We start from the raw sequence: 15,147 nt of genomic DNA, 5'->3' as shown, positions 1-15,147 counted from the left end.
GACCGTGCGGTCGGGAAGATTGCCGATTTCGTCCTGAAGGTCGCCGCCGTCGGACTGGTGGTGATGACGCTGGTCATTGCCTGGCAGGTGTTCGCGCGCTACGTGCTGAACGCCAGCCCGCCGTGGTCCGAAGCGGCCGCCCTTATCGTGATGGTCAGCTTTGTGCTGCTGGCCGCGGCGGTAGGAGTGTACGAGAAGTTCCACCTGGGGTTCCGGTGGCTCGTGACCAGGCTCCCGATTCAATCCCGGCGGGCCGCGTTCGTACTGGGGCAGGTGCTGATCCTGGCTTTCGGCGCCGCCATGGCGTTCAACGGCATGGCGCTGGTGGACTACACGGCAACGCACATCATCCCCACGCTGGGCATATCCCGGTCGGTGGCCTACTGGCCGTTCGTCGCCTGCGGCGGGCTCATGGCGCTGTTCGCCTGCGTCAACTGCGTCAATGTATTTCTCGGAAGGAGGGACGCCGACCCATGGAACTAGCCATCCTGTTCGGTACCTTCGTGATCCTGCTGGCCCTCGGAGTGCCGGTCGCCTTCTGCCTCGGCCTGTCGGCGCTGGCCACGCTGCTGTACCTGGACATTCCGCTGATCGTGGCCTTCCAGCGCATGGCGGCCGGCATCGACGTGTTCGCGCTGCTCGCCATTCCGTTCTTCATTTTCGCCGGCGAGCTCATGAACCAGTCGGGGATCGCGGCGAAGCTGGTGCGCCTGGCGGAGTCGATTCTGGGCAGGGCCCGGGGCGGACTGGGGCAGGTCAGCGTGCTGTCCTGCATGATGTTCGGCGCGGTCTCGGGCTCCGCCGTGGCCAGCGTTTCCGCCATGGGATCGGCATTGACCCCGATCATGCACGAGAAAGGCTACACGCGGGATTTCGCCGTGAACGTTACCGCGACCGGCTCCGCGACCGGCCTGCTGATTCCGCCCTCGCACAACATGATCATCTACTCGATCGCGGCGGGCGGCAGCGTGTCCATCGTTTCCCTGTTTCTTGCCGGCGTGCTGCCGGGAATCCTGCTGGGACTCGCCCTGATGGCCGCGACCTGGCTGGTCGCCGTCAGGCGCGGCTATCCGGGCGGGTTCTTCCCCGGGTGGCGCCAACTCCTCGTTGCCTTCATTCAGGCCCTGCCCGGCCTGCTTTCGGCGATCATCATCGTGGGCGGAATTCTCTCGGGCGTGTTCACGGCAACCGAATCGTCCGCGATTGCCGTCGTCTATACGGTGATCATCGCGGCGTTCGTGTATCGAAGCCTGAACTGGTCGAAGTTCATGACGGCCACCCGCAATGCCGCCAGGACCACCGCCATCGTGATGCTGATCATTGCCGCGGCCTCGGCTTTCGGCTGGCTGATGGCGGTCGCGGAGGTGCCTCTGCGCATGTCGGAAGCCCTGCTGAGCATCAGCGAGAATCCGCTGGTGCTGTTTCTGATCATCAACCTGATCCTGTTGATGCTGGGCACATTCATGGACATGGCCCCGCTGATCATCATCACCACGCCGATCTTCCTGCCGGTGGCAACTCAACTCGGCATGGATCCGGTGCAATTCGGCGTGGTGATGATCCTGAATCTGGGCATCGGGCTGGTGACACCGCCCGTGGGCGCGGTCCTGTTCGTGGGCTGCGCGGTGGGCGGCATCACGATAGAGAAAAGCCTGCGTTCCATCTGGCCCTTCTATTGCGCGATGCTCCTTGTGCTGTTGCTGGTGACCGCGGTTCCCTCCATCTCGCTGGGGCTGCCCGGTCTGTTCGACTAGCCCTTGCTTCCCCTGACCCGCCGCTTCGTCGCGTCCGCCTCTGACACCTTCAGGCCTTACTAAAGGGCCCTACACCTTTCCGCCAGGAGACAACTATGCGAATCATTCCTGCACTCTTTCTCTGCGCTTGCGCGACGGTCTTGGCGCCGTCCGCGGCGGCTTCCGAATCCGCGGGGTCCCGCGCCGCGGCGCCGGAAGTGCTGCGGACCTGGGTCGATGCACGGGCGGGTACCGGCTCCCCGGTCCACTGGGTTTCGGAGGGCGGCGTTTATGACTATCCCTCCGGCGAGAAGCTGCTGGGAATGATCGGTTTTGACAGCTCCACGGTGATCTGGCCCGACGATCCGGACGGCGCCGTCATACACCTGACACGAAAGACGTACACGTATACCGATCCGGTCAGCGGGGAAATCCTCACCGAGTACAAGGGCCGGCCGGTGCGGCCGATCGCCTATCCGTACCAGCTCATCCGCTACCGCATGCGGGACGGTCGCATCTACGGGGACGTCGAGCAGGGGGTCGGCGAAAGCATCCAGCGAATCAAGTCCCGAAACGGCATGCAGGTGCGCAAGCTGGGCCGGAGCACGACCGCGATTACCGCTTCGGTCTTCCTGGATTTTCCGGTTCCCGGCGGCGATCGCTACCAGGCGTGGGAAAACTACGACTTCTTTATTCACTCGAATGACATGGCGGACGAAACACACCAATTGAGCTGGCAGCGCTACGGCGCGCTGCCGCCCTTCGCCGGAGAAGGGAATGCGATCTACCACATGTTGTCATGGCGGGTCGAGAGCCAGGACGAGTTCCCGCCGGCGTTGCTTGAGTGGGCCCGGGAGGAGGCAGCCATGTGGCTGAGGCCACCCGCGGACCTGGACGAAATCCGCGCCCTGCAGGCGGGCGCCGCTGGCGAAGGCTGGCCGGAGTAGGCCGAACTTTCGTCTGCAGCCCGTCTAAACGGGGCGGGCGGTCAGTTTGTCCGGATGTTCGGCGTCGAGGCGCGCGCGATAGTTGGCCGGCAGCGAATCCACCGAGTCCAGCTTCAGCCCCGCCGCGTGCCAGATCATGTGCCCGGGCCGGTCCCCCATGTTCATCCAGTTGCGCCACGGCATGAACACGGTGGAGGCAAACTGGGTATTCAGACGTTCCCTGGCAGGATCGGTGAATTCCTCCAGCGAACAGTTCATGGTCTGCCGCTGCAGGCGGGGTTGGGCCATGCCGGGCGGGTACTCGGTTTCCTTCGTGAGCCAGATCCGTCCTCCGCCTGACAGGATCCGGTAGGCGGGCGGCCGTTCCGGCATCCGGTCGACGAACAGCGTCGGGCGTATTCCCCTGACGGAGTAGTTGAAGCCACGCCCGGCGCCCCCGCCCTGCGTTGCCGCCGGCACTTCCAGCAGTTCGCCGGTGTATGGATTCCGCCATTCGCGCAACCATTCGCCCGTCTGGCCGTCCTTGAGAAACGATACGGTGTGGCCGATCAGTTCGAACTCGTCTTCCCCCAGGTGGCGCATCCAGTACATCTCCATGCCTTCGAAAGCGAACAGGAGGCGCGGGGCCTGGCCGTCTTCCGCGCCGTAGATGATGCCGCTGTACCACCAGGGCACGTCTTCTTCGCGCAGGCTCGCCTGGATGCGCACCAGGGCCATGAGGTTGTCGCGCGGCGTCGCCAGGTTGATTTCAGGCCCCGAATCGTCCGCCGCCAGGGCGCTGAAGGGCGCGCCCAGGACCGCCAGGCCTCCGGCGCCGGTCAGCAACTCGCGTCGGCTCAGGCCCGTTTCATATGTCATCGCTGCTGCACGGCCTCGACGATAAACCTCGCCATCAGCTCGCCCATGCGCGGGTCGTCGTTCGGTGGACGCCACATCGCCCAGGTTCCGCGGTATTGCTGCTGGACCGGACGATCGTCCGACGGACTGCCCTGGGCCGGGTCATAACCGATATGGCCGAATGCGGGTATGTCGTAGCCCAGCGACGGGTCCAGGTCGTTGCGCCGCCGGTCGGGAGGCGTCTGGCGCTCCGGCGGATAGGGCCGTCCGTCGGCGCAGCCGCCCATTTTCAGGCAGCAGGCGACCGTTGATTCGCCGTCCCTGCACTCCGTGTTCACCCAGATGCCCCAGTAGTCGGCGAACGGGTGCCCCACCTTCGGGTAGCGGTCGTAATCGCCCTTTTCGTAGTAGAGCCAGTTGCGGTAGCCGAGTTCCTTGCCGATCTGGTTGGGCACTTCGACCATGTTGAGCACCGATTCGGCCACGATCTGCGGAAACGCCACGACGATGTGCTCGACGCCGTCGGAACGCAGATAGTCCAGCGCCTCCCAGTAACGGTAGCCCCACTTGCCCTGCGGGTGAACGCCCGGCTGCTCGTACAGTGCCGCGTAGCCCAGGTTCTCGCCGCGCATGGGCCGGCTGCGCTCGTAACCGCCGGCTGGCGTGTCCGTCAATGCTTCGTTCAGGACCATGTCCCCGGCCCAGGCGCCCACGATCCTGTGTTCCTTGAGTTCCGGGTACAGGCGCAGCAATTCCAGCGCTATGGTCTGGTGCAGCGTCAGGGTGTCGTCGATCTTCGGATCAAAATACTCGTCGTAGCGGCGCAGCGCATGGCCGAGTAGAACGATGCCGGTCTCGGCCTCCTCCACCTCCGGGTTGAACCGCTCGGCGATACCCTCGGCGTGCAGCAACGCCAGCAGCGGCGAGGAAACCACCGGGTTGGGCGCGTCCTTCAGCGGCACGCTGCGGTCGGCTGCCGGCGGGCCAAGGGAACGCGTCCATCCCGCCGGTTCGACGGGGTACGAATCGCGCATCAGGTCCCTGGGATCGTTCAGCCAGCGCAATGGAACCGGTTCCCCGTCCTCGCCCACCTCGGCGGCCAGGCGCGCGCGCAGCGTCCGGACCACGTCATGCGTCTTGGAGAACCGGGCGCCGCCCACCGTCATGTCGATGGCCAGGATCTCGGTCACGCCCTGTTCCAGCAGCCTGGGGATGGGACCGTCCACGTTGTGCCTTTCCGGATCGCAGTCGGGCCAGGGATCGTCGGCCGGCCCGCAATACGTCAGGGGCTGGCCTTGCGGACTGCCGGGCCCATAGACGAGACGCGGCCAGGGGTGGTTCTTCGGGTCCGCCGCCATCCAGGACGCCAGGTCCACGACGAAGCGCACGCCCAGCTCCTGCGCGCGAGCGTCAAGCGCCTCCTCGAGCGATCTCATCTGCGAATAAGTGATGCCGTAGAAGGGGCTCGGCCCGTCGATCCGGTCGTACTCGAAGCGATACTTCAGGGCCTCCTTGGGGCCATTGCCGAAGTCCATGAAGCGCGGCCAGATGCGCGGGTCCCAGAGAAAGCGCTGATAGACGGCGCTGTTCTGATCGTACGAGAAAAGCTGCGCGGCCGTGTCGAAGGCTCCGCGGTCGGTCCAGTCCTCCGACCCACCATGGATCACAAACAGCACGCCCACCACCCGCTCGTCCGCCTCAGCCTCCGCGGGACCGAGGAGGCCCAGCGAAAGCAGGCAGGCAAACAGAACCGTCGATGCGACCACCGCCGCCCTTCTTCGAGGGCGGGACGCCACAAGGGTCATGCCCTTGCTCCCGGGGAAGCCCATCTTTTCCCCCTTCGTCCGGGGGCTTGTGAGCCAGTGGGCGCCGATGACCCGGCGCTCACAGCGGAACCGAGCTCCATGGATGGATTTATGCGTCCCCCGAATGAAGGGGGAAAAGATGGGCGGGATCGAAGCATCAATGGAGGACTAGGCGCCCAAGCCCAGCGCGCCGGGGTTCATGAGGTTGTCGGGGTCCACGCCGCCCTTAAATTCACGCAGCAGCCTTTCCGCTTCCGGCTGTCTGCCGCGCAAATAAGGATAGGTCTTGCCCACCTGAAGATGGATCGCGCCCACCTGCCAGAAAATATCCAGGATTTTCTGGCGCAGCTCGGCCACCAGCGCCCGGCCTTCCGGGTTCTCATCGTGTTCGGGCAGGGTCTTGAGGTAGTCCTGCGGCATGAAGCGCTTGTGAAACACCGTACGGCTGTCCTCCCAGTAAAACACCGGCTCGTACAGGAAGGCGTTGGAGCTCACGGTCATGAACATCGCGCCTTTATCAACGCGTAATTCCTTCATCCGAGCCGCGTTCTCTTCATACATGTTCATCAACTGGCGGCGAAATTCCGCCACGCGCGAAAACGGCATGATCCCGTGCAGCGGCACCCAGCGCTCACCATTGACGCCCAAAACGGAATACATGGGAATAAACGGCATGGACCGAAGCACGGTGGGCACGGTATTGGCTATTTCGGTTCCATGCGGGCGCATGGTTTCACGCACCAGCCTGAGCTTGGTTTTTACCTCTGCTGCACTGTGCCCCTCAACCACATAGTGCGCGGAATGGCTGAAACCGCCGAAAAACCGCTTGCCGGACAGCGCCATCCGGGTCAGCCGGCTAACCGCTTCGAGCGGATTGGAGGAATCGCGGGCCACGTTCCACACCGCGCGAGCCGCGTCGGAAGTGTTGGTCTTGGTGAGCTGCCCCTGTTGCAGCTTGGGGTCCAGACCGTAGTTGTCGGCCACCACGCCCAATCGCGCCACGGCCGCCATCCCGCCGGACATGCCCTCGAACGACTCAAAGCCGAAGGATGCCGTGCCGGTTCTCGGCGGACGCTGGATCAGCCGCAGCGTGATGCGCGCCTTGATTCCCATGGCGCCTGTGTCGCCGGTAAACAAGCCGGTCAGGTCCGGCCCGTACCAGCGGAAAAACGGTTTTGAAGTACTGATCGAGGCGGAGCCTGTGCGCAGCAACTCGCCGTTGCCAAGAACCACGTCGAAGGACAGCACGGATTCCGCCGAAAGCCCGTAGTTGCCGGTGCCCATGCTTGCCGAATTCTGCGAGGTTGATCCTCCAACAGTGGCCTTCAGCCCCGAAAACGGTCCCCAGAACGGGGTGCGCAGCTTTTCCTTGACCAGTGCCGCATTCAGGCGCTCCCAGGTGACCGCCGGCTCCACGGTTACATACATGTCGGTGGAGTTGATCTCCACAATGCGGTTCAGCCGCGAGGTGTCCACCAGCAGCGAATTCGACTGCGCCGGAAGATAGCCATCGGTGTAGGACGCGCCACCGCCGCGCGGTACCAGTGGCACCTTGTTGCGCAGGGCGATGCGGGCGGCCTGCTGCAACTCTTCGACGGTACCGGGCCGGATCACTGCCAGCGGCATTTCGCGGGCGTTGTATACGTCCATCGTGAAGTAACGGCGCTCCGCATCGTCCGTCACAACATGCTCATCGCCCAGCAGGTCCGACAGTTCCTGAAGAATTTCCTGGCTCATATTCTCCTCCCGTCCAAAGGTCCCGCCCGGCTTTGCGCGGCCGGGCAAGATGCGAGATTCTAGCCCACATATTGCAGCAGCCCGCGCCGTGTTGACGGAGCTTTTTGATTCGATGGAATTTTCTTATAAGGCGCCGGCAGCGGCGTCCCTCTCCGCTTCCATCCGGGGTTCTCCGCCGGCGTAACGGATCCAGCGCGCGGGTTGCGACGGAATGCGCCGGGGCGACATCACGCCGGTCAGGTTGGCCGGATCCGCGCTGGAGATGCGGATGCGCGAAGCAAAGTCGTTCCTGCGGCGCATGGCCCGCAGTTCCTCCACCGCGGCAGGGGTGGCGAACTGCTCGCCGCTGAACCCGCCCACGAAGCGGCCGCCACGCAGTTCGCCCCGGGCCTCCATACGCCGGTAGACGCGCAGCCAGGCGCGCCATGGCGGCAGCCCGCGGTCGCGCGCCAGCAGGGCCCGGAACACAATGCCGTAACGGCGGATCATGGCTTCGGCCAGGTACCGGACCCGGTCCTCGCCGTTGACGTCATCGCCGGCCGGGGCGGGCAATACGGACCATCGGCCTCCGGCCTGCACGCCGCTCATTCGGGCCCGCAGTCCGCCGAAACGGGGTCGCTTGCCGGCCCGCGTGATCAGCGCGCGAAGGCCGGTAAAGCTGTCCGAAGTCACCAATCCGGCGGCGGCCAATTCTCCCAGCGCCATTTCCACCTGGCTGCGCAGCATGCCGGTGTTGCGGACCAGGCCGAGGAAGAAATCCGCGCCGCCCTCGCGGAGGACTTCGAGAACCTTGCGCGCACCGAACGAGAGGCCTTCCATGCGACCGGGCGCCAACGGCCAGCAGTCCCAGTATTCGCGCCTGAGCAGGCTTATCGGCGTGTTGGCGGCCAGCCGGCCGCCCGCTCGCCCCGGAAACGGCTCGGTCCGCTTCCACAGCCATTCGCCCGACGCGAGCACCTGGTCCAGCATCGTCGGAGAAAAATCGCCGATCCGCGCCGGCAGCACCAGGCTTTCCCAGGCCGAGGCCGGCGCGCCGCAGCCTTCCAGCCGATCCAGCGCCAGGCGAAGGCTCTCCGGTCCCTGCCGCCGTTCGCTCCCAAGCCCCTGCCAATGCAGCAGGAACGAGGTGAACTCCGCGGCGCTGACCGGTTTGATCTGCCGGCGCAGGGACTTGAGCGTTCGCCGGTGGATTCGTGCCAGCAGGCCGCGTTCGCACCACTCATCCGGCCCGTCGGCTTCCGCGCTGGTACGGAAACGGCCGCGAACCACAAAGCCTTCTCCCTCCAGCGCCAGCAGCGCCTCGGCCGCGGCCGCCGTTTCCAGCCCCAAAGGCTGCGCCAGTTCGGCAGCGGTTACGGGCCCCAGGACTTCAAGCCGGCTACGGAGCAGTTCACGAATTGCCGTTGCCGCCTCGTCCGTTTTCGCCAGAGTCGCGGCCAGTTCATCGCCGCGTTCCACGCAGGCCCAGATCTGCCGGCTATCGCCGCCTGTAAAGGCCAGCGCCCTGCCCTGCGAGGTCAGATCCGCCAGAGAGTCCGGGAAATCCGCCAGCTCGGCTTCGGTCAGGAATCCCGCCAGGTTCAGCGCGTCGTGCAATTCATCGGCATCGCGCGGGTTCGGCCAGGCTTCCGCACACACCTCGGCGATCGCCTGCGGATCCGGCCGTGCCAGGGTTGCGGCGTCTTCGATATCCAGCAGATGGCGGGTACGGATCGCCTGGGTGCGGCGCTCCTCGGCCGGCGCATCGTCGAGGAAGGCATAGGGCTTGGCGGTAATGACTTCCTGGGCCAGTACCGACGGCGAGGCGGGCTCGGCAAAGCGCACTTCGGCCTGGCCCTGCTCGAACGAGCGCAGCAGGGCCAGCAGACCGTCGGCATCCATCAGTTCGTGCAGGCAATCGTCCAGGGTCTGGTCGACCAGCGGATGGTCGGGGACCGTGCGGTCCCCCGTGAGGTTCTCGGCGCAGGCGACCAGATCGGGGAACAGCGCCACCATGAGGTCCTCCGCATCGCCGCGCTGAAACTGCGCCGGGCGCCGTTCGCCCTTCCAGTTACGAAGTATGGCCAGCGCCGTCGAGGCCGTCCATCGCCAGCGGGTCGGGAACATCGGCGAGTCGAGCACGGCCTGTATCAGAAGCTCGTGCGCGGTCGAGGAATGCAGCCAGCCGGTGATTTCCTTCAACGGGAAACTGTGGCCCGGACCCAGCGAAATCACGATGCTGTCGTCCAGCGCCGCCGCCTGCGGTTCGATATTGAACTTCCGGCAGATGCGCTTGCGCAGCGCGAGGCCCCAGGCGCGGTTGAGGCGGGAGCCCAGTGGCGAATGGATGACGACGTGCATGTCGCCCAGTTCGTCGAGGAAGCGCTCGATCACGAAGCGTCCCGCGCCCGGCAGCGAGCCCAGGGTGGCGCGGGCGGCCTCGAGATACTCCACCGCCTGGCGGGCGGCCTCCAGCGAACCGCCGGGAATGGAGGCAAGCCAGGCAATTGCGTCCGCGTCCCGGGCCAAACGCGTCTCCACGCCGTCGAGAAGTTTCGCGACCCGCCCCGAAAGTTCCGTGCTGCGCCCCGGCGCTTCGCCGAACCAGAACGGGATGGTGGGCGGAGCCCCATGCGCGTCCTCGGCGTATACCTTGCCGGAAGTGACCCGCTGTATACGGTAGGAGGCGTTGCCGAGTTGGAATATGTCCCCCGGCAGGCTCTCGAACGCAAAGTCCTCGTTCAGCGTGCCGATGCGGGTCTCGGAGGGCATCAGCAGCACGTCGTAGTCGAACTGGTCCGGGATGGTCCCGCCATTGGTCAGGGCGGTGATGCGGGCCGACCGCCGCGGCCTCAGCAGCCGCTTCACGCTGTCGTAATGCAGGTAGGCGCCGGAGCGCCCGCGCCGCGTCGAGTAGCCGTCCGCCAGCATCCGGGCCACGCGGGCAAAGCGCTCGCGATCCAGTTTGCGGTACGGCCAGGCCAGCGAAAACGTTGCGTGCAGTTCATCGACGCTTTTCTCGCCGCAGGCCCCCTCGGCAACGATCTGCTGCGCCAGCACGTCCATGGCGCCCGGTGGGATGCGGATTTCCTCGATTTCGTTCCTGTCCGCCGCCTTCAGTAGCGCCAGGCTCTCGACCAGTTCGCCACGGGTCAGCGGGAACAGGCGGCCCCTGGGGACCTCGCCGACGGCGTGGCCCGAACGCCCGACGCGCTGTAAAAACCGCGAGATTCCGCGCGGAGAACCCAATTGACATACGAGGTCGACGGAGCCGATATCGATTCCCAGCTCCAGCGAGGCCGTGGCGACAAGCACCTTGAGACTCCCCCGCTTGAGGCGCTGCTCGGCCTCGCCCCGGTGGTCCTTGGACATGCTGCCGTGGTGGGAAGCGACCGCGTCTTCGCCCAGCCGTTCGCTCAGCTGGCGCGCGGCCCGCTCGCACAGCCGCCGCGTATTGACGAAAACCAGGGTCGAATCGTGACCGCGCACGAGGTCCGCGAGCCGGTCATAGAGCTCCGACCAGACCTCCAGCGGCATGACGGCCTGCAGCGGCGATCCGGGCAGTTCCAGCGCCAAGTCCCGATCGCGCGCGGCGCCGGCATCGACAATCGCGCAATCGTCCTCCCGCGCCCCGAGCAGGAACCGGGCCATGCGGTCCAGAGGCCGCTGCGTGGCCGACATGCCGATTCGGCGCAACGGCCGGCCGGTGAGCATTTCCAGTCGCTCAAGGCTGAGGGTGAGGTGGGCGCCCCGCTTGCCCCCCGCAAGCGAGTGCAGTTCATCCAGGATCACGGTGCCTGCGTGCGAGAGCAGCCCCCGGCCGCCTTCCGAAGTGAGCAGCAGGTACAGGGACTCCGGCGTGGTTACCAGGATGTGGGGCGGTGTCTTGAGCAGCCTGCGACGGTCGGCCGCGGTACTGTCCCCGGTTCGCAGGCCGGCGGTAATTCCCGAGGCCGGCAGGCCCCGGGCCTCGAGACGCCGATCGATACCCGCGAGAGGCGCGCTGAGGTTGCGGCGCACGTCGTTCGAAAGGGCCCGCAGCGGCGACACGTAAACGATTTCGGTTCGCTGCGGCAGATCGTCCCGAAGGCTGCGGCGCAGCAGTTCGTCGATGACGGAAAGGAACCCCGCCAGTGTCTTGCCGGAACCGGTGGGCGCCGCCAGCAGCGCGTGCAGGCCCGCGGCGATGGCCGGCCAGGCGCCCTCCTGAACCGCCGTGGGCCGATCAAACGACTCTTCAAACCATTCGCGAACCGCCGGATGCAGCCCGCCCAACGCCGTCAATCCTGGTTGCATCATCGCATTCATTCCAGTTCCCGCCTGACACGTGAAAGCCGCTTTGCCGCCTTTCCTTTCCGGGAACGTCGGAGGCATGGATGCCGACGCCGAGCCCACAGGGATGTGCTTGCCGGCGTGTCCCGGAAAGGAAAGGCGGCAAAGCGGCTGTGTGCGAAGGGAGTGGTAGGCGCGAGTGGAATTGAACCACCGACCCCTTGCATGTCAAGCAAGTGCTCTAACCCCTGAGCTACGCGCCTACGAAAGCGGTCGCGTGAATATACACGAATGGGCAGCCCGGAGCGCATGCCTCAGGACAGCACGCCGGCGGCGCGGCGCTCCGCCAACGCTTCGGGCCGGAAGCGGTAGAGGCGCGCCGGGCGGCCGCCGGTGTCCGGTTTGCGCACGCCGGTAGCCTCGACCAGTCTCTGGTTCGCGACCAGTCGCCGGAAATTCTGCTTGTGCAGACCGCGGCCACTGATTGCCTCGATCACGCGCTGCAGTTCGAACAAAGTGAATTCCGGCGGCATGAGTTCGAAAACGACCGGGCGGTAGCGCAGCTTTCCCCGCATCCTTCCCAGGGCGGTAGCCAGTATTCGCCGGTGATCCAGGGCCATGCAGGCACCGTTGAGGATTCGTCCCTCCGGCGCCGCGGCGCCTCGATCGTGCCAGGATTCGGCCACAAGCGCGGCTTCATAGACAAGCTCATAGCGCTCCAGCACGAGGTCCGGCGTCCAGCCGGCCTGGTCCAGCCCCAGGCAGCGCTCGATCCGCTCGCTGCGCTCTCTGCCGGTCGCATCGGCCCGGGCCCTGTTCCTCCATTTCTTCAGTCCGGCGCTCAGCGGCGCCGCGGAGTCCTGTTCGGATCGCTGATCCTCCCAGGGAAAGAACTCGTAGCAGTCCCTCCACTGCCCCCCGGTGGAGCAAAGGTCATGCCGAACCAGAGCGAGATAGGCCACCGTGATGGTGCGGTCGGGGCTGCGCGGCCAGAAATTCCGCCGCCGGTCGCCGAAGGTGTAGAGCTGTTCCAGCCAGGCCGGCTCCAGTCCGACCTGGCGTCTGAGCAGGCGCCGGGCGCCGAATTCCAGCGTCTGGTCACGGGTGCCGCGCAGCCCGTCGGAAGGCAAGCGGGCCGGGGGACCGCCCGGCAGGACCAGAACCTGCGGCTCGTCGTCCACTACGGTCAGCACCACGGCGCTGAGCTCCACGCTGATCGGTTCGGTCACGCAGCCATTTTAGACTCCCCTCCGTGGCGCTTCGGGCCCGCCCCTTTATGTGCCTTCCTCTCGTGGGAGACGCCATCCTGGCTCGATTCTCGCTGTCCTGCTCCAACGCTCCCCCGAGAGGAAGGCACACAAAGGCGCTACGGTGGATGCAAGCCCTGAACCCAGGCACTCCGTAAGCCTTCTCGTTGCTCCCTTCTTCAGGGAGTATTGGAGGCAGGGATGCCGGAGCAAGCTACAGGGATGTATTCATGCGTCTCCCGGAAGAAGGGAGCAACGAGAAGGCGGCTGGAGCACGATGTGCGAAGCCGTTTGACAATGCTTATGCTCACTTGTAGCATTACAGCCCCGGCAACGGAGCAGACCGTCAATGCAGGTTCAATCGACAGGTTCATTGGAGTACACCCCGAGAGTGCAGGAGATTACCGCGGCGATCCGCAGCCGCCTGACCGACGTCATACCCGACGTGGAATGGCCCGTGCATGCGCCGTATATCGCCCGCATCAACGAATTGAAGAAGGAGCGCGATGCCGTAATCCTCGTACACAACTACCAGACCCCGGAGATTTTCCACGGCGTGGCGGATTTCTCCGGCGATTCGCTCGAACTGGCCCGCCTGGGCGCCAGGGCCGGCTCCGGCGTGATCCTGATGTGCGGCGTTCATTTCATGGCCGAGACATCGAAGATCCTGGCCCCCGAAAAAATCGTGCTGATCCCGGATCTGGAAGCCGGCTGTTCGCTGGCTGCTGCGATTACCGGCGAGGACGTGCGTCTGCTGAAGCAGAAATACCCCGGCGTTCCGGTTGTCACCTACGTCAATACCTCCGCCGAAGTGAAGGCCGAATCCGACATCTGCTGCACTTCGGCGAATGCCGTTAAGATCGTCGAGTCGCTGGGCGCGGACCGCGTGATCTTCCTGCCCGACGGCTACCTGGGACGCTATGTGGCCGGCAAGACCGACGTGGAGATCATTCTCTGGGAAGGGAGCTGCGAAGTGCACGAGCGGTTCACGGCGGATGAAATCCGTTCCTATCGCCGGTCGCACTCCGGCATACAGGTCATCGCCCATCCGGAATGTCCGCCCGATGTCCTGGACGAGGCCGATTTCGTCGGCTCCACTTCGGCGATGATTCGCTACGTGGGTGAAAACAAGCCCCGCCGCGTGGTCATGGTGACCGAGTGCTCGATGAGCGACAACGTGGCCGTGGAACATCCCGACGTGCAGTTCGTGCGCCCGTGCAATCTCTGTCCGCACATGAAGCGCATCACCCTTCCCAAGATCCTGCGCACACTGGAAACACTTCAGCCGCGGGTCGAGGTTCCGGCGGAAATCGCAGACCGCGCGCGGCTTGCCGTGGAGCGCATGCTTCAGGCCTGATCGGCGGGAACCTGCCTTAATGCCCATATACAATGGGCATCCTTTTGTGGCCACAAGCAGGCTGACTTGCGATGCAAGCTCAACACAAGATTCTGATGGTCGACGACGAGTCGGACCTGGAGCAACTGGTCCGGCAGCGGATGCGGCGCGAGATTCGCTCCGGGCAGTATGCCTTTCTTTTCGCCGGAGACGGCGTCGAGGCGCTCGAGGCCCTGGGCGAGCACAGCGACATCGACCTGGTGCTTTCCGACATCAACATGCCGCGCATGGATGGTCTGACGCTGCTGGAAAAGATCCCGGACGTCGATACCGATCTCCGCTCGGTCGTCATCTCCGCCTACGGGGACATGAAGAACATTCGCGCGGCGATGAACCGCGGCGCGTTCGATTTCGTCACCAAACCGATCGACTTCGATGACCTGAGAATCACGATCGACCGCAGCCTGCGCCAACTGGAGATGTGGCGCGAAGCCGAAGCCTCGAAGGACAAGCTGCTGACGCTGCAAAGCGAACTGGACGTGGCCCACACCATGCAGCAGTCGATCCTGCCCAAGCAATTTCCGAAGAACGAGCAATACCAGCTGTACGGCAGCATGGCGCCGGCCCGGAACGTCGGCGGCGATTTCTTCGACATTATCCGGCTGGAGAACGGGCGCCTGGGAATGGCCATTGCGGACGTGTCCGACAAGGGCGTTCCCGCGGCGCTGTTCATGATGTCCAGCCGTACCTTGCTGAAGGGCGCGGCGCTCGGCAGTGAGGACCCGGGCGCTGTCGTTACCGTGGTCAACGAGCAACTCCAGGACGGAAACGACGCCAACATGTTCGTGACGCTGTTCTACGCCGTGTTCGATCCGGCAACCGGACTGGTGCGCTATGCCAATGGCGGACACAATCCGCCGCTGATCGTCCACAAGGACGGGTCCTCGACCATCCTGCCGCTCACCGGCGGAGTGGCGCTGGGGGTTGCTCCGCAGTTCGAGTTCAGCACCGATCAGGCCCGGCTGGAACCGGGCGAGGCGCTGGTGATGTACACGGACGGCGTCTCCGAGGCGGAAGACCTGGACAGCGAGGAATTCGGCATGGATCGCTTGCTGGACGTCTTCGCGGGCGCCACGCTGGAGAGCGCGCGGACGGCGAACGATGCCGTGTTCGCGGCGGTGAGGGAATTCGCGGGCGACCGATCGCAGTCGGACGACATCACCTGCCTGGTGCTGCTGAGGTCCGGTTCGTAGT

At 65.2% G+C, this 15,147-nt stretch carries 10 protein-coding genes and 1 tRNA gene; 5 read left to right on the top strand and 6 right to left on the bottom strand.

All coding sequences use genetic code 11. From position 1 onward, the window contains the following. Positions 1 to 63 precede the first annotated feature (63 nt). From F4Y72_00650 to F4Y72_00640, 3 genes are all read left to right on the top strand, one after another. Complete coding sequence (locus F4Y72_00650; protein ID MXZ26795.1) at positions 64 to 483, top strand: TRAP transporter small permease; 420 nt, start codon at positions 64 to 66, stop codon at positions 481 to 483. Next, a complete protein-coding gene (locus F4Y72_00645; protein ID MXZ26794.1) occupies positions 474 to 1,754 on the top strand; it encodes a TRAP transporter large permease in 1,281 nt (426 codons plus the stop codon). Before F4Y72_00650 ends, F4Y72_00645 begins: the two co-directional genes overlap by 10 nt. Positions 1,755 to 1,849: 95 nt before the next feature. After that, positions 1,850 to 2,680, top strand: a complete 831-nt coding sequence (locus F4Y72_00640) for a hypothetical protein (GenBank protein ID MXZ26793.1) — start codon at positions 1,850 to 1,852, stop codon at positions 2,678 to 2,680. A gap of 24 nt (positions 2,681 to 2,704) precedes the next feature. Here the strand turns inward: F4Y72_00640 and F4Y72_00635 are convergent, their stop codons facing one another. The 6 genes from F4Y72_00635 to F4Y72_00610 form a co-directional block, all read right to left on the bottom strand. Further along, positions 2,705 to 3,538 carry a DUF1838 domain-containing protein gene (locus tag F4Y72_00635; GenBank protein MXZ26792.1) on the bottom strand — a complete coding sequence of 278 codons (834 nt, stop codon included), beginning with the start codon at positions 3,536 to 3,538 and terminating at the stop codon, positions 2,705 to 2,707. Then, positions 3,535 to 5,322: a hypothetical protein gene (locus F4Y72_00630; protein ID MXZ26791.1), complete on the bottom strand. Its 1,788-nt coding sequence runs from the start codon at positions 5,320 to 5,322 to the stop codon at positions 3,535 to 3,537. Before F4Y72_00630 ends, F4Y72_00635 begins: the two co-directional genes overlap by 4 nt. Positions 5,323 to 5,490: 168 nt before the next feature. Beyond that, the gene (locus F4Y72_00625; GenBank protein ID MXZ26790.1) at positions 5,491 to 7,059 is read right to left on the bottom strand and encodes an FAD-binding oxidoreductase; all 1,569 of its coding nucleotides are present in this window, start codon (positions 7,057 to 7,059) and stop codon (positions 5,491 to 5,493) included. A 123-nt stretch (positions 7,060 to 7,182) separates the two neighbouring features. Continuing rightward, complete coding sequence (locus tag F4Y72_00620; GenBank protein ID MXZ26789.1) at positions 7,183 to 11,412, bottom strand: DEAD/DEAH box helicase; 4,230 nt, start codon at positions 11,410 to 11,412, stop codon at positions 7,183 to 7,185. An 85-nt stretch (positions 11,413 to 11,497) separates the two neighbouring features. After that, a tRNA-Val gene (locus F4Y72_00615) sits at positions 11,498 to 11,573 on the bottom strand. A gap of 51 nt (positions 11,574 to 11,624) precedes the next feature. Beyond that, positions 11,625 to 12,539: a hypothetical protein gene (locus F4Y72_00610; GenBank protein ID MXZ26788.1), complete on the bottom strand. Its 915-nt coding sequence runs from the start codon at positions 12,537 to 12,539 to the stop codon at positions 11,625 to 11,627. A 367-nt stretch (positions 12,540 to 12,906) separates the two neighbouring features. Between F4Y72_00610 and nadA the strand changes: the two genes are divergently transcribed. Continuing rightward, positions 12,907 to 13,914 (top strand): quinolinate synthase NadA, encoded by a 1,008-nt coding sequence (gene nadA, locus F4Y72_00605; GenBank protein MXZ26787.1) that lies wholly within the window; start codon positions 12,907 to 12,909, stop codon positions 13,912 to 13,914. 71 nt (positions 13,915 to 13,985) lie between these two features. Then, a complete protein-coding gene (locus F4Y72_00600; protein ID MXZ26786.1) occupies positions 13,986 to 15,146 on the top strand; it encodes a SpoIIE family protein phosphatase in 1,161 nt (386 codons plus the stop codon). The last annotated feature ends 1 nt before the right edge of the window (position 15,147 follow it).

It is taken from the genome of Gammaproteobacteria bacterium (assembly GCA_009838035.1).
In the GTDB taxonomy this organism is placed as follows: domain Bacteria; phylum Pseudomonadota; class Gammaproteobacteria; order Steroidobacterales; family Foliamicaceae; genus Foliamicus.
This window is presented reverse-complemented; position numbering and strand designations above follow the sequence as displayed.